Origin of the sequence: Pseudoclavibacter chungangensis (assembly GCF_013410545.1) — a bacterium.
Classification (GTDB): domain Bacteria; phylum Actinomycetota; class Actinomycetes; order Actinomycetales; family Microbacteriaceae; genus Pseudoclavibacter; species Pseudoclavibacter chungangensis.
On the sequence record NZ_JACCFV010000001.1, the window covers coordinates 3,562,428 to 3,581,297 of the forward strand.

General features: G+C 71.3%; 17 protein-coding genes and 1 pseudogene. 12 read left to right on the forward strand and 6 right to left on the reverse strand.

Features of this window, described 5'->3' with window-relative positions; genetic code table 11:
- Window positions 1-70: 70 nt before the first annotated feature.
- From HNR16_RS15780 to HNR16_RS15810, 7 genes are all read left to right on the forward strand, one after another.
- A complete protein-coding gene (locus HNR16_RS15780) occupies window positions 71-1,036 on the forward strand; it encodes an alpha-ketoacid dehydrogenase subunit beta (protein WP_158042014.1) in 966 nt (321 codons plus the stop codon).
- A gap of 17 nt (window positions 1,037-1,053) precedes the next feature.
- On the forward strand, window positions 1,054-2,529 hold the full coding sequence (locus HNR16_RS15785; RefSeq protein WP_158041983.1) for a dihydrolipoamide acetyltransferase family protein: 1,476 nt from the start codon (window positions 1,054-1,056) through the stop codon (window positions 2,527-2,529).
- A gap of 180 nt (window positions 2,530-2,709) precedes the next feature.
- A complete protein-coding gene (locus HNR16_RS15790; protein WP_158041982.1) occupies window positions 2,710-2,979 on the forward strand; it encodes a hypothetical protein in 270 nt (89 codons plus the stop codon).
- A gap of 51 nt (window positions 2,980-3,030) precedes the next feature.
- Complete coding sequence (locus HNR16_RS15795) at window positions 3,031-4,065, forward strand: IS30 family transposase (RefSeq protein ID WP_179558345.1); 1,035 nt, start codon at window positions 3,031-3,033, stop codon at window positions 4,063-4,065.
- Window positions 4,066-4,088: 23 nt separating this feature from the next.
- Window positions 4,089-4,877 carry a hypothetical protein gene (locus tag HNR16_RS15800; RefSeq protein WP_218868468.1) on the forward strand — a complete coding sequence of 263 codons (789 nt, stop codon included), beginning with the start codon at window positions 4,089-4,091 and terminating at the stop codon, window positions 4,875-4,877.
- Window positions 4,878-5,358: 481 nt separating this feature from the next.
- Window positions 5,359-5,628, forward strand: coding sequence for a hypothetical protein (locus HNR16_RS15805; protein ID WP_158038810.1), 270 nt, complete (start codon window positions 5,359-5,361; stop codon window positions 5,626-5,628).
- A 61-nt stretch (window positions 5,629-5,689) separates the two neighbouring features.
- Entirely contained in the window at window positions 5,690-6,520 is an 831-nt protein-coding gene (locus HNR16_RS15810; protein ID WP_158038811.1) for a suppressor of fused domain protein, read from the forward strand.
- 25 nt (window positions 6,521-6,545) lie between these two features.
- On the opposite strand, the gene HNR16_RS15815 is transcribed toward HNR16_RS15810, so the two are convergent.
- Together HNR16_RS15815 and HNR16_RS15820 are read right to left on the reverse strand one after the other, a co-directional pair.
- A complete protein-coding gene (locus tag HNR16_RS15815; RefSeq protein ID WP_179558296.1) occupies window positions 6,546-7,616 on the reverse strand; it encodes a PLP-dependent cysteine synthase family protein in 1,071 nt (356 codons plus the stop codon).
- Window positions 7,617-7,826: 210 nt separating this feature from the next.
- Window positions 7,827-8,561: a TetR family transcriptional regulator gene (locus tag HNR16_RS15820; protein WP_158038813.1), complete on the reverse strand. Its 735-nt coding sequence runs from the start codon at window positions 8,559-8,561 to the stop codon at window positions 7,827-7,829.
- 111 nt (window positions 8,562-8,672) lie between these two features.
- Between HNR16_RS15820 and HNR16_RS15825 the strand changes: the two genes are divergently transcribed.
- Complete coding sequence (locus HNR16_RS15825; RefSeq protein WP_218868469.1) at window positions 8,673-12,365, forward strand: ABC transporter ATP-binding protein; 3,693 nt, start codon at window positions 8,673-8,675, stop codon at window positions 12,363-12,365.
- Window positions 12,366-12,511: 146 nt separating this feature from the next.
- On the opposite strand, the gene HNR16_RS15830 is transcribed toward HNR16_RS15825, so the two are convergent.
- Entirely contained in the window at window positions 12,512-13,150 is a 639-nt protein-coding gene (locus HNR16_RS15830) for a TetR/AcrR family transcriptional regulator (protein ID WP_158038814.1), read from the reverse strand.
- 125 nt (window positions 13,151-13,275) lie between these two features.
- Between HNR16_RS15830 and HNR16_RS15835 the strand changes: the two genes are divergently transcribed.
- The 4 genes and pseudogenes from HNR16_RS15835 to HNR16_RS15850 all read left to right on the forward strand — a co-directional run bounded on the left by HNR16_RS15835 (window position 13,276) and on the right by HNR16_RS15850 (window position 16,180).
- Window positions 13,276-14,013 (forward strand): hypothetical protein, encoded by a 738-nt coding sequence (locus HNR16_RS15835; protein WP_158038815.1) that lies wholly within the window; start codon window positions 13,276-13,278, stop codon window positions 14,011-14,013.
- A gap of 33 nt (window positions 14,014-14,046) precedes the next feature.
- A pseudogene (locus HNR16_RS15840) lies at window positions 14,047-14,694 on the forward strand (NADPH-dependent F420 reductase); the annotation flags it as partial.
- Window positions 14,695-14,808: 114 nt separating this feature from the next.
- Window positions 14,809-15,639, forward strand: a complete 831-nt coding sequence (locus HNR16_RS15845) for an arginase family protein (RefSeq protein WP_158038817.1) — start codon at window positions 14,809-14,811, stop codon at window positions 15,637-15,639.
- A 76-nt stretch (window positions 15,640-15,715) separates the two neighbouring features.
- Entirely contained in the window at window positions 15,716-16,180 is a 465-nt protein-coding gene (locus HNR16_RS15850) for an META domain-containing protein (RefSeq protein ID WP_158038818.1), read from the forward strand.
- A 60-nt stretch (window positions 16,181-16,240) separates the two neighbouring features.
- Here the strand turns inward: HNR16_RS15850 and HNR16_RS15855 are convergent, their stop codons facing one another.
- The 3 genes from HNR16_RS15855 to HNR16_RS15865 all read right to left on the reverse strand — a co-directional run bounded on the left by HNR16_RS15855 (window position 16,241) and on the right by HNR16_RS15865 (window position 18,769).
- Window positions 16,241-17,344, reverse strand: coding sequence for a hypothetical protein (locus tag HNR16_RS15855; RefSeq protein ID WP_158038819.1), 1,104 nt, complete (start codon window positions 17,342-17,344; stop codon window positions 16,241-16,243).
- On the reverse strand, window positions 17,341-17,817 hold the full coding sequence (locus tag HNR16_RS15860) for a hypothetical protein (RefSeq protein WP_158038820.1): 477 nt from the start codon (window positions 17,815-17,817) through the stop codon (window positions 17,341-17,343). The genes HNR16_RS15855 and HNR16_RS15860 overlap by 4 nt, the downstream gene beginning before the upstream one ends.
- Window positions 17,818-18,034: 217 nt before the next feature.
- On the reverse strand, window positions 18,035-18,769 hold the full coding sequence (locus tag HNR16_RS15865) for a MarR family winged helix-turn-helix transcriptional regulator (protein WP_158038821.1): 735 nt from the start codon (window positions 18,767-18,769) through the stop codon (window positions 18,035-18,037).
- Window positions 18,770-18,870 lie beyond the last annotated feature (101 nt).

The following is an 18,870-nucleotide window of genomic DNA, read 5'->3' on the forward strand; positions in this document are numbered from 1 at the left end:
CGAGCGCACGACGCCCGAGACGGGCGGTACGACGGTCGCGGCCGAGCCGCGGCCAACCGGTGTCCACACGATGCCCATGGCGAAGGCCCTCAATCTCGGGCTGCGCCACGCGATGGAGGACGACGCGAAGGTCCTGCAGATGGGCGAGGACATCGGGGACCTCGGCGGCGTGTTCCGCGTCACCGAGCACCTCAAGCGCGATTTCGGTCCGCGTCGCGTCATCGACACGCCCCTCGCCGAGGCCGGCATCATCGGCACCGCGATCGGCCTCGCGCTGCGCGGCTATCGCTCCGTGTGCGAGATCCAGTTCGACGGCTTCATCTTCCCCGGCTTCGACCAGATCACGACGCAGCTCGCGAAGATCCGCAACCGCCACGAGGGCGGGGTGACGATGCCGATCGTGATCCGTGTGCCCTACGGTGGCCACATCGGCTCGATCGAGCACCACAGCGAGAGCCCCGAGGCGTACTTCGCGCACACGCCGGGGCTGCGCGTCGTGTCGCCGTCGACGCCCAACGACGCGTACTGGATGATCCGGCAGTCGATCGCCTCGAATGACCCGATCCTGTTCATGGAGCCCAAGAGCCGCTACTGGCAGAAGGGCGAGGTGAACTTCGACGAGCCCCTCGCGCCGCTGCACACCTCGCGCGTCGCGCGCGTCGGGACGGACGTGACGGTCGTCGGGCACGGGGCGATGACGAGCCTCCTGCTGCAGGCCGCGGCGCTCGCGGAGACCGAGGGCGTGAGCCTCGAGGTCGTCGACCTGCGCTCGATCGCGCCGATCGACTACGAGCCGATCATCGAGTCGGTGCGCAAGACGGGCCGGCTCGTCGTCGCGCAGGAGGCGCACGGGAACGTGTCGGTCGGCGCGGAGATCGCGGCGACCGTCGCGGAGCGCGCGTTCTACTCGCTCGAGGCACCCGTGCTGCGCGTGTCGGCGTTCGACGTGCCGTTCCCGCCGTCGAAGCTCGAGTCCATCTTCCTGCCCGACGTCGACCGCATCCTCGAATCGGTCGACCGCGTGCTCGAGTACTGAAGCAGACAGGATCAGCGATGACGATTTCCGACTTCGAACTGCCCGACGTGGGCGAGGGCCTCACCGAGGCCGAGATCGTGCAGTGGCACGTGCGACCCGGCGAGCCCGTGGCGCTCAACCAGGTGCTCGTCGAGATCGAGACGGCGAAGTCGCTCGTCGAGCTGCCGAGTCCGTTCGAGGGGGTGATCGGCGAGCTGCGCGCCGCCGAGGGCGACACGGTCGAGGTGGGCAGCGTGATCCTCACGGTGCAGGGCGCGGGGGCGTCCGACGCACCCGACGACGGCGCGCCCGTCGCGGCCGACACCGGTGCGGGTGCCGGCAACGAGGTCGACGCGGAGTTCGAGTCGGCCCGCGCGGACGCGTCGAGCACGATCGCCGCGGCCGAGACGGCGGAGGCCGCCGCGGACGAGAAGCCCGGTTCGGTGCTCGTCGGGTACGGGGTCGGGAAGGCGCCGACGACGAGGCGGAAGCGTCGCACGGCGGGGGGCTCGGCCGCGAGCGACGGCGCGGGCCGCGACTTCCGCGGGGCCGGGGCGGAGGCGACGAAGTCGGCGCTCGCGGCGCAGACGCGTGCGAGCCGCTCGAACGAGGACGGCCCGCGACGACTCGCGAGCGTTCCCGCGGCGTCGGCGCAGCCGGTGATCGCGAAGCCGCCGATCCGGAAGCTCGCGCGCGATCTCGGCGTCGATCTCGCGCAGGTCGAGCCCACGGGGCTCGCGGGTGAGACGACACGTGACGACGTGCTGCGTTCGGCGCACCAGGCGAGCGTGTTCAAGAATCTCGAGACGCCCGAGCCGGGGCCGGTGCGTGAGGAGCGTCACCCCGTGAAGGGGGTCCGCAAGGCGATCGCGAACGCGATGGTGTCGAGCATGTTCACGGCGCCGCACGTGACGCTGTTCGTGGATGTGGATGCGACGCGGACGATGGAGTACGTGAAGCGGCTGAAGTCCTCGCCGGACTTCGCGGGCGTGAAGGTCTCGCCGCTGTTGCTCGTGGCGAAGGCTGTGGTGTGGGCGATCCGGCGGAACCCGACGACGAACGCCGCGTGGACCGACGAGGAGTACACGATCAAGCACTACGTGAACCTCGGGATCGCGGCGGCGACGCCGCGCGGGTTGATCGTGCCGAACATCAAGGATGTGAACGAGATGTCGATGCGGCAGCTCGCATCGGCGATCGAGCAGCTCACGCTGCGTGCACGGGACGGGAAGACGCCGCCGTCGGAGCAGCAGGGTGGAACGTTCACGATCACGAACATCGGGGTGTTCGGGATGGACTCGGGTACGCCGATCCTGAATCCGGGTGAGGTGGGCATTCTCGCGCTGGGCACGATCAAGCCGAAGCCGTGGGTCGTGGGTGACGAGGTGCAGGTGCGGCAGGTGACGACGCTCACGGCATCGTTCGATCACCGGCTCGTCGACGGCGATGTCGCGTCGCGCTTCCTCGCCGACGTCGCGACGATCGTGGAGGAACCGGCACTGCTCCTCGACTGAGCGGGCCGTGGTGATGGTCCACGCCTGGGCATGACCGGTGTCCGCGCCCGCCGTGTCGGCGGAGTGACGTCGCCAATGTGCCCGAACGGGCGCCGCCGGGCACACGGCCCCGCGAACTGAGGGCTTCAGATTCGCGGTGACGCCCCTGACACTGGTGCCATGCTTGCATCAGTCGGGAGCTTGGATCACACGTCCGAGCGGATCACCGAAGGGGTGCTGCAGCGCACGCCGGTCTGGGTGCCGATCGCGATGGGGTTGATACTCGGCGGACTGGTGTCCCTCGCCGCCGGGGCGCCGTCGATCGGCGACCGCATCGACTGGGCGGCTGCGACGTCCGCGGCAGCGGAATTCATCGATGACTCGGTCCTGTGGTCGGCATTGACGATCGCCGCGCTCGTCTTCACGCTCGCCCCCATCGTTTCGAGCCTGACGCGAACGGTGGTGTCATAGCGTCGAAGCAACACTCCTGTTCGGCGGGGGTCTGATCGATGGAGTGTGTGGATGTCGCGGGTGGGGTTGTCGTTCAGTGACAGGTCGGAGATCTCCACGGCGTCGAAGGCGGGTTGGGGTGTGCGGAAGATTGCCCGTCACCTGGGGCGTTGCCCGTCAGTGGTCTCCAGGGAGCTGCGTCGGAACGCGACGAAGACCCGCGGCTACCAGGCCGTGACCGCAGACGTGGCCGCGCAGCGTCGCCGGGCCCGTCCGCAGCAGCGGAAGGTCGCGGCGGATCCGGTGCTGCAGGCGCGGGTGAATGCTGACCTAGCCGCATCGTGGACGCCGAACGAGATCGCGGGCCGCTTGCGCCTGGAGGCAACAGACCCGACTGTTGGCCGTATGGCGAACTCTCCTGATGCGCAGGGCCGCACCGTCTCTGGTGAAGCGATCTACCAGTACATCTACGCGATCCCGCGCGGGGAACTGGCCCGGCGCGGGATCTTTCTGCAGTCCAAGCGCACCAAGCGCAGGCCCCGCACTACGGGCCGGTCCCGGGGCGGGCCGATCATCGGGATGGTCCCGCTCTCAGAACGGGGCGAGGACGCCGCCGAGCGCCGGGTGCCAGGCCACTGGGAGGGGGACCTGATCATCGGGAAGAACGGTGCCTCCTGCGCGGCGACACTGGTGGAGCGGATGAGTGGTTTCACCGGGCTGCTGGCTCTGCCCTCCAAGCACGCCGAGGGCACCGCGGACGCGGTCATCGAGTATTTCAACGAGCTGCCCCAGATGATGAAGGCGTCACTCGCGTGGGACCAGGGCAGCGAGATGGCCCACCACGCGAAGGTCACCTTGGCCACGAACATGCCGGTCTACTTCGCCGACCCCCACTCGCCCTGGCAGCGACCCAGCAACGAGAACACCAACCGGCTCTACCGCGAGTACCTGCCCAAAGGCACGGCGATACCCGACCACCAGCCCTACCTGACCACGATCGCCGAGGAGATCAACAACCGGCCCCGCCGCCGGCTCGGCTTCCTGACACCGACCGAAGCATTCGCTCGACTACTGGCCGGCGAGCCCCATGTTGCTTCCACGCCTTGACATCGCCAACCTCCCGTATGTCGGTGGGGTCCGGCGCAGTCGTGGCGGACGCCCGGCCTGAGTTCGGCGATGCCGTCGATCTCCGCATCCTGAGAACGGCGCAATGGCTGCTGTTCGTTTTGACCATGATCGCGTACACGCAGATCGCGTTTCGCGTCCTTGCCGTAGTCGACGAACCGTCCGGGGAGGCCCTCGGAGGCGTCGTCCCGCTGCTACTCGCCTGCGCGATCACGCTGCTGCTCTGGAACTTCGAGGACTGGGGCAATCCCTGGGCGTGGCGGCCACAGATCGAACGGCGACTGGCCGCGTTACGGGCGCAGCGAGCTCGTGTCGGCGTCCCTCCACGAGCCGACGAGCACACGGGGCCCGATGGTCTGGCTGATGAGCGGAGACGGGTATTCTGCCGTTCGCTGCTGGTAACCGCTGTCGCCGCCGCAGGAGCCGACGTCATAGTCGTGGTCGGCCTCATCGTCGTGGGAACCGTGCAGGCCGGCCCATCTCTGTCCGAGGCGATTCTCGCGGCACTTGTCCTGGGCGCTGTGCTCGTCGCTTTCGTTCTCGCGTGGACGGCCATCGTCAAGGGCGGGCTCAGCGCGATCGTCCAATGGCGCGCGGGTTCGCGAGGGGTCCCCGATGATGCGATCGCACTCATCGTCGGGCTGCTTTCGCTCGTGCTCGGCCTGTTGATCGTCTGGATCGTTTTCGTGACGGGGGGGTCGTCGGCTGGCTGTCGCTCGTGGTGTTTTTCCTGCCCCCTGTCATCTCGTTCGGTTCGGCGGCCCTGCTGGGTGAGTATCGTGTGCAGTCGGTGAAGCACGCGAGTCGTCTCGACACGCAGATCGAATATCTGTTGCGTGAGCTCGACCGACTCCCCACTGCGCTCAATTCCGGTCACGATGGAGCCTCGGGCGAGGGCACCCCTGTCGCCGAGACGGACGCAGCCGTCCGCGTCGCAAAAGGGCGGCTTCGCGATCGCGGGGCGGACGGGACGAGGTGCGCCGGAAAGACCTCACTCCTCGTGCTGCTCGGAACGGTCATCCTGGCGGCTGCGGTCCCTGCGGCCAGGGGCAGGGTGCTCGCGAAGCCCGAGCCCCAGAGACATCGACGCCTCGTGCACAGAACCGTCCGCTGATTAACCGCCGAACACGGGAGGAGCTCACGGAGGCTGTCGCTCCGGCAGGCGAGGCCGCTGCTCCCCGCCTTCGGCCGCCGACAGGACGACACAGACGGCCCGCGCTCGGGACCTGCCGGGCACTGGTGTGCGGAATCGGCCTCGTCTGAACGGAGAAGGCCGTGGCCGATACGGTCGAGTCGTCGGAGAACTCGATGATCGATCCCGTGGCGGGGCAGCGATTCGATCATGCCGTACACGCTGCGCTGCGGCATCCGTCCGGTACGCCACGTTCGACCGCCCCGGCGCGCGAATCGGCGCGGGAGGAAGCGAACCCGATCCGCGGTCGCGCCACCGTCGGTCGGGAACTGCTCGCCGGGGCGGTCACCGGCGCGGTCGGACTCGCGATCGGTGCATTCGCTCTGGGGCGGGCCGGGCGTGACCGGCGATGAGGCTCGGAGCGCCAGTCACGTCGCCCGGCGGCGTGTCGGACGGAACTGACAGACTGGCGCCATGACTGCCACACCGGATCGTCCCGACCAGGCCTTCCCCGAACACGTCTTCTCGGCGCTCGGCGTCGATCCGACGGTCTTGCCGGACCGCATCGGCGGCATGGTGATGGTCGCCGTCAAGCGACCGCCCGGCGGCCCGATCACGTTCATGACCGCGGGCGCATCGAAGCTCCCGACCGAGTCGGGCGAGCGGGTCGAGCTCGCCGTCGAGGTCGTCGACGGGCAGGAGGGGGCCGCGGTCGCCGCGCTCACGATCGTGTGCGACGACATCGCGCAGAACCATCGCGTGCCGCCCGTCGGCGTGCCGTGGCGCAACTCGGAGCCCTTCCTGACGGGCACCGCGATCTCGGCGATCCTCGTCACGCCGTCCCGCTGGGGGCCGACGTTCGACGAGGTCCGCGATCCCGACGGCAGTGTCGTCGGCCACGTCCGCACGCTGCGCCTGCTGACCGACGACGAGGCGGCGTTCGCCGCGGCGAGCGGATGGGACGCACTCGTTGCGCTGGCCGGCACGATCGACGCGCTGCTCGACGCCGAGCGCACGAGCACGGTCGAGTTCGCGGGCGTCCCCGACGACGCACCCGTGTTCGTCACGAAGCTGCACGCCGAGGAGCCGCCGCGCTGGGTCACGTACACGGGGTCCGATCTGCGCTCCGTGACGGGCCTCGAATCCGACGCCTACATGGACGATCCCGACAACTTCGAGATCTGGTCGGCCTCGTCGTTCGCGGCGCGCTTCCCGCGCGTCGCGGGGTTCGTCCGCGAGGCGCGCGCGGGGCAGACGGCCCTGTTCGTCGACGATTCGGGCCGCTACACGCTCGAGGACGACTGAGCCGGGCGACGGGTCGCGCCCGCCGTCACCCCGCGGGCTCGTAGCGGTCGGCGATCCAGCCGAGCTCGTTCTCGCGCAGCCACGCGGCGTTGTACTCGCGGCTCGTGTAGTCGCGGCCCGAATCGGCCGAGAACGACACGATAACGCTACCCGGCTCGACGCGCTGCGCGAGATCGACGGCGACGCGCAGGCTCAGGATCGACGAGAGGCCCAGCACGAGGCCTTCCGTGCGCGCGACGTGCCAGCCGTAGTCGATGACCTCGGCCCGCGGGCGCACCTCGATGCGGTCGATCACGTCGAGGTCGATGTTGTCGGGGAAGTTCCGCTCGAGCGACTCCCAGCCCGGCTCGCGCCGCGCGATCTGCAGCAGGTTCGTGTCGTTCGCCTTCTCGGTGAACTGCGTGCCGACGACCTCGATCGACGGATCGCGATCGTGCAGGTAGCGTCCCGTGCCGCTCACGGTGCCGCCCGTCGCCATCGCCGCGATCCAGTGTGTGATCCGTCCGCCCGTCTGCTGCCACACCTCGGGGCCCGTCGAATCCACGTGCGTCGCGGGATTCGCGTGCGTCGACTGCTGCCTGGCCCACCAGTTGCTCGGATCCTCGCGCTCGTAGCGCTCGGCGATCACCGCCCAGTTCTCGGGATCGTCGGCGGGAACATCGGCGCGACCCGGCACGAGGTCGACGCCGAGGAACCGCAGCAGGTTCTCCTTCTCGGGGGAGAGCAGTCCGTTGACGACCGCCGTCACGGGGTGGCCCGTCGCACGGCCCGCGAGCGCGTAGCCGATCGCGGTGTTCCCGGCCCCGAAGTCGACGATGCGCTGCCCGGGCCGGAGTTCGCCCGACTCGATCGCGGCGCGCACGATGCCGATCGCGATGCGGTCCTTCGACGAGCCGCCGATGTTGAACTGGTCGAGCTTGACGAACACCTCGCCCGGGGCACCCTCGGTGAGGTGCCGGACACGCACGAGCGGCGTCGCTCCGACGAGTTCGAGCAGGTCGTCGACGACGGGCGCCTCGGCGGGATCCCGGAACGAGGTCGGGAGGGCGCGCGCCACCCCGCGGGCATCACTGCGCTGGTTCACGGTCGCGGTCATCTGCGGTCTCCCTCCGGGAACGGACATGCTGACGGCGTGGTCTCCCGCGCCGTGTCGTCGCGCTCGTGGGAGGCGACGTCCGGATGCGAACAAGGCTAGGCACGTGCCGTCGCCCCGCGACACCGCGCCACGTCGCGGCGGGTCATGCGGCGACCGGTGACGAAACGAGCCCCGGGGTCCGAGCCCGACCGGCGTTCGCGAGTCGCGGCGTCAGGAGCGGGTGTCGGTTGCGGCGGCGTTCCGCTCGAGCCAGCGTTCGATGCCGGCGATGCGTAGGTCGACGAGGTCAGTGAAGTGTTCGTCGCTCGTCATGGGCGGGCCGAGCGCGGCCTGGCGCGAGAGGGGCGCGGCGAGTTCGGGGTTCGCGTCGAGCCCCGGCGGGGGAACGGGGCGCGACATGAGGTCGCTCGTCGCGTCATCGGCCTGATCGGAGCGGTCGTCGACGAGGAGGACGAAGCCGGCGACCTCGGTGAGGAACGCGGAGCGGACGACCATGGCCTGCCGGAGGGTCAGGCCGATGCCCGTGAAGAACTCGAGATTGCGTTCCGTGAGGCGGATGCGGGCCGGATCGACGCCCGCGAGCGTCACCTCCTCGTCGAGGGAGATGAGGACGGCGCGCGGGAACGAGCGGTAGTACGTTCGCGCCTCCGCGTAGAGGCGGCGGATCGAGGAGCGCCAATCGGCGACGTCGAGCGGCGTGTCCGGGATGCCCCGCAGCAGGAGGATCGCGGCGTCGTCGATGACGGATTGGCGGTCCGGCACGTGGTTGTAGAGTGCGCGCGCCGTCACGCCGAACTCGTCGGCGAGCCGGTGCATCGAGACGGCCCCGAAGCCCTCACGGCCGCCGATGGCGAGCGCGCGCGACGCGATCTGCTCGCGGCTCAGCAGTGCCTTCGGGGGACGACCACGGCCGCGACGCGTCGTCGGCTCCTCGTCGGTCGGCATGAGCGACATGCTAGGCGCGGCCGTCTCGACGGGAGCCGGGCGGATGGCTCCACGAGGACAATAAATACACAGATATTGATTTTAGACGTTCGGCTTCGTATCGTCACTGAGGTGACCCTTACCTCGAATCCTGCGCCTGGGATCCCGACGGCGCCACCGACGAACTCGATCGGCGACGCCGTGCGCCGCCATCGCCTCGGCCTCGTGGCCTCCGCGGCGCTCGCGATCGTCGCGGCGGCCTGTTCGCTCGCCCCCTACGTCGCCGTCTTCGCCGTCGTGCGCGCGCTGTTCGTGGACGACGCACCCGGTGCCGTGGTAACGATCGCCGCCGTGGCGGCAGCGGCCGTCGTGCTGCGAGCGATCGCGAGCGGGCTGTCGACGCACGTCGGACACGTCTCGGCCTACCGCGTGCTGCTCGACCTGCGCTTCGGGCTCGTGCGCAAGCTCCGCCGCATGCCGCTCGCGCGCGTCCAGGCCCGTTCGACCGGTGAGATCAAGAAGTTGCTCCACGACGACGTCGAACAACTCGAGGAGGCGCTCGCGCACGGCGTCCCCGACGGCGCCGCGGCCGCGGCCGTCCCCATCGCGACCACGGCGCTCCTGTTCGTCGTCGACTGGCGGCTCGCACTCGTCGCACTCGCCTCGCTCGTCGTGCTCGTCGTCATCTCGGCGGTCGGCATGACGCTCGCGCAGCGGAACAACGCAGCCCTCGCGACCCACGCACTCGTCCTCGAGCGGGCCGTCACGGGCTACCTCCAGGGGCTCGAGGTGATCCGCAGCTACGTGCGTCCGGACAGCGGCTACGACCAGGCCCGTGGTGCCGTCCTGCGCGGTGCCGAACTGCAGCAGCGCGCGACGCGCGGCCCCCTGCGATGGCTCGCGTCGTTCCTCACCGTCGGCACGGGGCTCGCGCTCGCGGCGCTGCTCCCCGTCGCGGGGCTCGGCCTCGAGGCGGGCACGTTCGACCTCGCGACCGTGCTCCTGTTCCTCCTCGTCGGCATCGCCTACCTGACGCCGATCATCGGCCTCGTGGGGACGCTCGCGACGATCATGAGCCGCATCCAGTTCGCGGCGGGCGGTGTGCGGGCCCTGTTCGCGGAGGACGAGCTGCCGGAATCGGAGTCACCGGGCATCCCCACGACCTTCGACGTCCGACTCGACGGCGTGACGTTCGCCTACGGCCCCGAGCGACCCGCGCTGCACGACGTGACGCTCCACGTCCCCGAGGGGTCGAGCCTCGCGCTCGTCGGCGAGACGGGCAGCGGCAAGTCGACCGTCGCCCGGCTCATCAGTCGCTTCGCGGACGCCGACGAGGGCACCGTTCGCATCGGCGGCGTCGACGTCCGCGACATCCCCGCGACCGAACTGTCGCGCATCGTCGCCTTCGTCCAGCAGAACGAGTACGTGTTCGCCGCGAGCCTCATGGCGAACATCCGGATCGCCCGTCCCGGCGCGAGCGACGAGGAGGTCGTGCGTGCGGGCGAGACGGCCCAGCTCGGGGACGTCGCCGCGGCGCTCGCCGATGGGTGGGCGACGGAACTCCCCGAGGGCGGTGGGCGACTGTCGGGCGGGCAGCGTCAGCGCATCGCGATCGCGCGCGCCGTGCTCAAGGACGCTCGCGTGATCGTGCTCGACGAGGCGACCGCCGCGCTCGACCAGGAGACCGAGCGGCGGACACTCGACGCGCTCGATCGACTCACCGAGGGCCGCACCGTCATCACGATCGCGCACCGGCTCGCGACCATCGCCGGCAGCGACCGCATCGCACGCCTCGACGGCGGCCGGGTCACGGCGCAGGACCACCACGAGCGACTGCTCGAGACGCACGAGCCGTACCGCGCGCTGTGGCACGCGTACGAGCGCGCCGACGGCTGGCGCATCGGGGCGGACGATCCCGAGGACGCGGCGCCCGGCGACGCCGGCGTGGCCCGGGAGGAGGGCGACGACGCGGAGGTCCGGGGCGAGGACGGCCCCGCCGTGCCCGTCGCGGCCTCGGGCACGGCACCCGCACGGCGCGTGGGCGACCCGTCGACGGACGCCGGCGAGGTCACGGACATCGTCCGTCCGGGGCTCGGGCGGATGGGCTTCCTCGCCCAGTGGCGGGCGATGTACGGGCGCAGCCTGCGGCCGCTCGTGCGCGGCATCGGGCGCATCCTGCTCGAGGGGGCGTTCCGCAGCGTCCCCGTCGTCACGATCCTCGTGATCGTGCTCGCCGCGACGGGCGCGGTCCCCGGGCTCGCGCTCGACGCGGGCCTCGTGTGGCTGTTGACCGCCGTGCTCGCCGCCTCGATCGTCGCGAGGCTCTTCGCCGCCGCGTGGGCGAACGCCCTCGTGTGGCGGCTCGCCGCCGACTCGAAGGCCGGGCTGCAGTTGTCGGTGCTCGATCGCCTGCGTCGCGTCCCGCTCGGTTTCGTGGATCGCGTCGACCGGTCGCGCATCGGGACGGTCGTCACGAACGACGCCGTCATGGTCGACTTCCAGAATCTGCCGCAGCAGCTCCTCGGGGCGCTCGTGCAGCCGACCCTCTCGGCCGTCGCACTGTTCGTCGTCGACTGGCGCCTCGCGCTCGCGACCCTCGTGGGCGTGCCCCTCTTCTGGCTCATCACGGCGTGGGGCGACCGCATCTTCCATCGCGCGTTCGCCGATCACCACCTCGCCCGCGGTGAGGCGACGACGGTCATGGTCGAGCAGGCGCGCGGCGCGGCCGTCCTGCGCGGCGCCCCAGGCTCGTGGATCGCCGAGCGCTACGTTCCCGTGCTCGAGCGGCTCGCGCGGACGAGCACCGACATGTCGGTGCGCGCGACGCCCGCCACGGCGCTCGGATCGATCGTCATCGAGATCGGGCAGGTCGTGCTCATCCTCGTGGGGGCGGCCGCGTTCGCGGCAGGTCTCGTGCCGGCGAGCGTGCTCATGCTGTTCCTCGTGCTCTCGCTCACCGTGTACCAGCCGATCCAAGAGCTCATGCTGCTCACCGGCTATCGCCGGAACCAGCAGCAGATCGCGGCGAAGATCGCCGAGGTGTGGGACGAGCCCGTGCTCACGGAGCCCGCCTCGCCCGCCGAGCCGGACGGTGCCGAGGTCGAGTTCCGCGACGTCGGCTTCCGGTATCGGGACGAGGACGCGCCCGCGCTCGACGGCGTCTCCTTCCGTGCGGAGCGTGGCCGCGTGACGGCGCTCGTCGGTGCGTCCGGCTCGGGCAAGTCGACGATCGCGCGGCTCGTGAACCGCATGTGGGATCCCGCGGCGGGCAGCGTCCGCATCGGCGGACGCGATCTGCGCGAGCTCGGCTCCGATCGCACGATGCGGCTCGTCGCGACCGTGTTTCAGGACGTGCACCTGTTCGACGACACGGTGCGGGCGAACGTCACGCTCGGGCGACCCGAGGCGAGCGAGGAGGACGTGTGGCGCGCGTTGCGCGCCGCGCAGTGCGACGACGTCGTCGATTCGCTGCCCGACGGGCTCGACACGGTGCTCGCCGACGGCGGTGCCGACCTGTCGGGCGGGCAGCGGCAGCGCCTCTCGATCGCTCGGGCGCTGCTCAAGGACTCACCCGTCCTCGTGCTCGACGAGGCGGTCGCATCGGTCGATCCGGCCACCGAGGCGCGGATCCAGTCGGCCCTCGCCGTGCTCATGCGGGGACGGACGACGATCGTCATCGCCCACCGGCTCTCGACCGTGCGCGGCGCCGACACGATCGTCGTCGTCGAGGGGGGACGCGTCGCGGGGATCGGGACGGCCGCGGAGCTGCACGACTCCTCGCCCGCGTACCGGGCGCTCGCGGACGCGGCTCGCAGCGAGGCCTGAGCGTCGCGGTGACGCGGGTGGCCGTCGCGGGCAGCGGCGGGCGGGGTGGCGAGCCGACCGCGCCGATCGCGGCTGCACCCGACGGGCCCGAGGCGCCGGTCCCGGGCCGGAACCGCACGTGTGGGACCGGGAACTCCGCTGTCGCGTCACGCGAGACCGAGTGTGTGCACCTGCCTCGCGATGACGGCTTCGACGAGGGCGTCCGGTGAGCCGGTCGTTCCGACGAAGTGGCCGGAGAGTTCGAGGCCGATCGTTCCCGCGACGGTCGCGAGTTCCGCGAGGACGGCGGCGATGCCGCTCGGCGTGAGGTCGGGGTACGCCGACGTCAGTGCGTCCCCCACGTGGACACCCTCGAACTCGACGACCCGCTCCGTCGCGCCGCAGCGGAAGAACGGCGCCGCGACCGCCGCCGCGGCCGGGATCGTCTCGGGCGGGGCGACGTAGCCGGGGATCGGTGTCCCGTACACGAGCTGGAACTCGTGGGGTCGGTGCTTCGCCCACGCCCGCCATTCGCGGACGAGCGCGCCCCAGCGCTCGGCGGGTGCCCCCTCGTCGACCGTCGCGAGGGCGTCGGCCAGGTGGTGATAGCTCTCGACGATCATCGCCGTCAGGAGTGCCTCGCGTGTCGGGAAGTAGCGGTACACGGCCGACGACACGAGCCCCACCTCGCGAGCCACGGCCCGCATCGACAGGCCCTGGCCGCCGCGCTCGGCGATCTCGTGGCGCGCGGCCGAGAGGATCTGCGCGGTCGTACGTGCCCGCGATTCCTCGCGTTTTCCGGTCATCTCGCCTCCGCCGCCAGTCTGCCACATCCGAGAGCGGTGCTCTTGACGAGAAACGAGAGCGGTGCTCTACTTGTTCCGAACGAGAGCACCGCTCTTGAATGCGGTGCGACGAGACGGAGGAAACCATGCACACGACGAACGAACGACCGACGACCGGTCACACCCCGGTTGAGGGGGCACGCATCCCGGGGCGCGAACCGGCGCGAGTCGGCGCAGCCGCACCGGCACCGGGCGGCGTGGGGCGCGCGCTCCTGCTCCCGATCGCCGCGACGGGCGTGCTCATGGCGGCGTACCAGCTCGTCCGGCCCTACGGTGACGTCGCCGGTGGCACCGGAACCCTCGACGCGATCGCGTCGCCCTGGTGGCTCGTGGCCCACATCGCGGCCCTGTTCGGCCTCGCCGCATTCGCGCTCGCCGCGGTGCGCCTCGCCGACGTCGACGGCTCGCGCACGGCTCGCGCCGCGCGTGTCGCCGCGCTCGCGGGCGCCGCGCTCGTCCTGCCCGCCTACGGGGTCGAGGCATTCGGGCTGCACCTCGTCGGGCAGTACGGCGAGGGGTCGCCGATCGCACTCGCGATCTTCCACGGCTCCCGCGAGAACGTCACCGGGCTCGTGTTCCTCGCGGGCGGCCTCCTCGGGATCGCCGTCGCGGGCGTCCTCGCCGCGATCGCGTTCCGCCGCCGGACCGGATCGTGGACGATGTGGCCGGTCGCGATCGCCATGGCGCTCGTCATGCCCGCATTCCTGCTGCCACCGGCGGGACGGATGGCGTTCGGCATGCTGACGCTCGTCGCGGCCGCGATCGCCGTGTTCGGACTCGTGCGCACGGCATCCGCGAGCGCACCGGTCGCGTCACATTCGTAACAGTCGGAACGACGGGACCTCGCGCGCGTTGACCCGAGCATGACAACACTCGGAATCATCGGATCAGGACACATCGGCAGCCAGATCGCGCGAGCGGCGATCGCGCACGGCTACGACGTCGTCATCGCCAACTCGCGCGGGCCCGAGACGCTCACGGAACTCGTCGCCGAGCTGGGGCCGAAGGCCCGCGCCACGACCGCGGCCGAGGCCGGCGCGGCGGGCGACGTGGTCGTCGTCACGGTGCCGCTGAAGGCCATCGACGACATCCCGGTCGAGCCCCTCGCGGGCAAGATCGTGCTCGACACGAACAACTACTACTTCGAGCGGGACGGCCACATCGAGGCGCTCGACCGGGGCGAGACCACGACCTCGGAGATCGTGCAGCGGCACCTGCCGACCTCGAAGGTCGTGAAGGCGTTCAACCACATCGCGGCCGCCGACATCACGACCGACGGCACACCCGCCGGGACGCCGGACCGCCGCGCGCTCGCGACGGCGAGCGACGACCAGGAGGCCGTCGACTTCGTCACCCGCTTCTACGACGAGCTCGGCTTCGACACCGTGAACATCGGACCGCTCGCCGACTCGTGGCGGGTCGAGCGCGATCGACCCGCCTACGTCGTGCGACAGAACGCGGAGGAACTGCGCGAGAACCTCGCGAAGGCCAACCGGCTGCCGTGAGCGGCTCCGCCCGGCGGGCCTCCCGCCCGCCGGGCGAGCACCGTCCCGCGGGACGATCGCGGGCATACTTGGCTCGGGCGACCGAGCGGCGGCCGCAGGACGAACGGAGTTCCCGTGACCGAGTACGGGCTCATCATCTCGCAGGGACGCGTCGCGGACCGGACGGACGGGGCGCTCGCAGGCGCCCGTGCGACGGGTGATGCGCTCGCGCGCTACCTCGACCTCGAACCCACCGTCGTCGGGACACCGGAGCCGAGCACGGACGACGACTGGACCGTGAGCCTGCCCGCCGCGGCGGCGACGCTCGACGGGCTGCGCGACGCCGTGGCGGCCGTTCTCGACGACGGTCGGACGCCACTGCTCGCGACCAACACGTGCGCCGCGAGCCTCGGCACGCTCCCGACCGTCGCGGAGCGTTACCCCGACGCCGTCGTGCTGTGGATCGATGCGCACGGCGACTTCAACACGCCCGCGACGACCGGATCGGGGTACCTCGGCGGCATGGTCGTCGCGGCCGCGTGCGGGCTGTGGGACAGCGGACACGGCGCCGGGCTCGACCCGTCGAACGTCGTGCTCGTCGGGGCGCGCGACATCGACCCCGCCGAGCGCGAACTACTCGACGACGCCGGTGTGCGCATCCTCCCTCCCGCCCTCAGCACGCCGGAGCGGGTGAACTCGATCGTGGCGGGCCGGCCCGTCTGGATCCACATCGACTGGGACGTGCTCGAACCGGGGTTCATCCCGGCCGCCTACCGCGTCGCCGACGGACTCCTGCCCCACGAGGTCGCGTCGATCCTCGCCGAGCTCCCCGCCGGAACCGTTCGCGGCGTCGAGCTCGCGGAGTTCGAGTACGACGCGCCCGAGGCGCCGTCGCGCGTGAGCCTCGAACTCGTGATCGAGACGTTCCAGCAACTCGACCGCGCGCAGCGACACCGAGGAGCGTGAGTTCACCGGCCGGGGGCCACACGAGCATCGCGCTCGTTCACCCGCGCCGCTCAGCCGCTCGCGGCAGGATCCTGTCATGGACGAGAACTTCGAGGGACGTGACGGCGACGACGGGGCGGGTGACACGGGACGGCCGGACGACCGCTCGCCGCCCCGGCCCATCGTCGGGGCGTGGTCGGTCGTCGAGGAGGATCGCTCCGCCGCGGACATCGTGCCGTGGCTCCTCTTCGCTCACGACGGCGAACTGCGGGGCTTCGACGGCTGCAATGCGTTCCGCGGACGCTGGACCGAGATCGTCCGGGGTGCCGCGCTCGAGGTCGAACGCGACGAGCGCAGGGCGTGCGTCCGAGGGACCACGGCGCTGCAGTCGGCGACGACCGTCGTGTTCGCCGACGATACCCCGGGCGTGTTGCACGCGTTCGACGGCGACGCCCGACTCCTCCTCCGTCTCGCGTGGGCGCCCGAGAACGACATCCGGCCCGGCGTCGCGCATCGCGACGAATCGGACGGGGATGCCGCGAACGGTGATGTGCACGATTGAGGTGCACTCGCTCGACCCCGCGGGCGGCTCCGGTACGGGCGATCGGGCGACGCGCGTCACCTAGCGTGCGAGACCGTCGTGACCGTTCCGACGCCCGCTCGACCCTCGGGTGCCACCGCGCCGTGCATCGCCGCCGATGATGCGCGGGTCGGACTCGATGCTCGTCGACGACCGGGCCGCGCGACGGGTGAAGCCGACCGGGTCGTTCCGGCCGATGGTGTGGTGGAAGCGGCCGCGGCGGCGTGGTTCGGGGCCGACGTCGAGGTAGGGCACCGGGGCCCGGTCGGTGCCCAGGTCGATGCCGTTCGCGAGCAGCAGCGCGGGGTCGAGCGCGTGCGTCGAGAGGTCGAGAGCGACGGCCACCTCCGAGGCCGTTCCCGAACGCGGATGGTGCGAACGGTTCACGCGGCACACGAAGCCCACGGCGACCGCGCCGGCGAGATTCGCGTGATCCGAGGTGCCCTCGGGGCCGAGCGCCGCCCGTTCGGGTGGACGCCGGACGCGGACGCGCAGCATCGCGTCGAGGTTGCGGGGCGTCGGCGCGAGCGTGAGGTCGCGTTCGAGGGTGAACGGCGGACGGGGTCGTGCCGCGAGGCGCGAGCCGCGGAGGACGTCGTCCGCTCGGGGACCGTGCGCGAGGTCCTCCGGGGCGAGCTCGCCGAGCACCGAGCGGTGGAACTCGACCGACGCGTTCCAGCCCGCGATCTGGGCGCGCGCCTCGTCGAACTCGTGGACGACGACGAGGCCGTCGACGACGCCGGAGTAGTCGCGGTGCGGACCGTGTCGGCCGATCTGCGGCCGTGCGCGGGCGATCCCGTGTGCGAGTGCGCCGATCTCGTCGCGCATCGCGATCGTTCCCGCCACGATCACCGCTCGGTGCAGGCCGTGTCCGAGCAGGAAGGCGATCTCGGGTTCGTCGACGCTGTCGACGGGGCCGCGGGGAAGGATGAGGGCGCCGCCGACCGCATCGAAGGGATCGACGGACGGCGTTCGCGCTCCGTCGAGCACGATCCGACGGAGCGCGCCGGATGCGACCGCCCGCTCGAGATCGGTCCGCAGGACGGCACACCGGTCGAACACGCCGGAGAGCACCCGCCGCTCGTCGGGCCCGACGGTCGGCCCGCGCGCGATGCGCTCCAGGACGTGACGAGCGGTGGTCGTCACGGGGTCGCCGTCCAGCGCGCGTGGACGTCGGTGACGATGTCGTCGCCGACCCCGCCGTCGGGGTGTCGGGTCGCGGCGATGCCGACGACGAGGCGCTGTCGTCGGACGTACGCACCCATTCGGCGCCCGTGCTCGCCGGTCCACGGCCGGACCCGGAATCCGAAGGCGGAGAGGCGGTCGAGAACGTGCGCGAGCGCGGGCGTCACAGGGGGCTCGGCCTCGTCGTCCGCGGGTGCGAGACGCACGCGGAGAACGGCGCGGGGAGCGGTTTCGTAGGAGATCACGGCGATCGATCGATCGTCGAGGCGCTGGATGCACCCGTGGACGCGTGCGCCGACTCGAGGGAGCCGGACACCGAGCAGTCGCTCGAACCGGTCCACCCGTTCGTCCGGCCGGTCACCACTCGTCGCGAGCACTTCCACGAGTTCCCGGACGAACCGCGTGGGGCCGTCCTCGCGGTCGGACGCGATCATGCTGCCTCCTCGTCGGTCGTCGTGCAGGGACGCTAGCTCGTCGGGACGAGGAGCGGGGCGGTTGTCCACAGGCGTGTGTCGTGTGCGGCGTTCGGAGCAGCGCACCGCACGGTGGCGCGGCCGGTGTCGAGCGGTGTCACGGACCCCGAGGGGGCCTGGTCCGCCGTCTCGGAGGACGGTGGGACCAGGCCCCCTCGGTGTCCGTGTCGTTTCGTGGTCAGTGCTCGGTCGCACTCGCGCGACCGAGGCGGAAGCCCCGTTCGAACGCGTGACCGCCCCGACCGCGTCGCCGCGGTTCGTGGTCGTGGCCGCACGGCTGCGCATCGGCGTGACGGTCGCGCCACGGTGCGCCCTCGAACCGACGGTGTCGATCGGTGTGGAACGCCTCGTCGTCGCCCGCGGGACGAGGGGGACGGTGGCCTCGGCGCTCCGCCGCCCGGACGGTTTCCGGGTCGAACGGCGGGCGGGCGTCACGGTGAGGCCGGCGGCCCCGCGGCGAGCGGTAGGGGAGTCGGGCACTCGGGCCGAGGAGCCGGATCACGGCATCGGCGTCGTCGACCGGCGGGGTGAGCGCCGTGAGGGCGTCCTCGAGCGCATCGCGCTGCACGGTCGTGAGGACGTCGGTGGCTCGCGAGCGTCCCGACTCCGCGATCCGTGCGAGGTGTTCGAGCGCCTCGCGGCCGGTGTCGGTGAGCGAGAGCTCGCCGCCCTCCGCTGTGACGAGGCCGCGCTCCACGAGTGCGGCGACGACACGGCGGTGTCGCAGGTGCCCGATGGCGGTGCCGCGTCGGGATCCCCGGTCGTCGAGCGCGCTCAACAGGAAGTAGCTGCGCGCGTCGACGCCTGCCTCGATGAAGGCGGCGAGGATCGAGCGGTGGATTCGGGCCTGCGCGTCGAGCAGCTGCTGCTCGAGTGGGAGGCCGTTCGTGGTGGTGTCGTGTTCGGTCTGCATGAGAAGTCCTTTCGTCGGGTGACATCACACCCGGTATGCATGTCAAGTGACATGTATGTAGTGTGACATGCACTTTGATCCATGTCAACCAACATGTAAAA

Coding starts and splice junctions, on each gene's coding strand:
- HNR16_RS15795 (WP_179558345.1), top strand. CDS start 3,031: ATGTCGCGGGTGGGGTTGTCGTTCAGTGACAGGTCGGAGATCTCCACG.
- HNR16_RS15815 (WP_179558296.1), bottom strand. CDS start 7,616: ATGACCGCGACCGTGAACCAGCGCAGTGATGCCCGCGGGGTGGCGCGC.
- HNR16_RS15865 (WP_158038821.1), bottom strand. CDS start 18,769: ATGCAGACCGAACACGACACCACCACGAACGGCCTCCCACTCGAGCAG.
- HNR16_RS15820 (WP_158038813.1), bottom strand. CDS start 8,561: ATGCCGACCGACGAGGAGCCGACGACGCGTCGCGGCCGTGGTCGTCCC.
- HNR16_RS15835 (WP_158038815.1), top strand. CDS start 13,276: ATGCACACGACGAACGAACGACCGACGACCGGTCACACCCCGGTTGAG.
- HNR16_RS15780 (WP_158042014.1), top strand. CDS start 71: ATGCCCATGGCGAAGGCCCTCAATCTCGGGCTGCGCCACGCGATGGAG.
- HNR16_RS15850 (WP_158038818.1), top strand. CDS start 15,716: ATGGACGAGAACTTCGAGGGACGTGACGGCGACGACGGGGCGGGTGAC.
- HNR16_RS15785 (WP_158041983.1), top strand. CDS start 1,054: ATGACGATTTCCGACTTCGAACTGCCCGACGTGGGCGAGGGCCTCACC.
- HNR16_RS15860 (WP_158038820.1), bottom strand. CDS start 17,817: ATGATCGCGTCCGACCGCGAGGACGGCCCCACGCGGTTCGTCCGGGAA.
- HNR16_RS15830 (WP_158038814.1), bottom strand. CDS start 13,150: ATGACCGGAAAACGCGAGGAATCGCGGGCACGTACGACCGCGCAGATC.
- HNR16_RS15810 (WP_158038811.1), top strand. CDS start 5,690: ATGACTGCCACACCGGATCGTCCCGACCAGGCCTTCCCCGAACACGTC.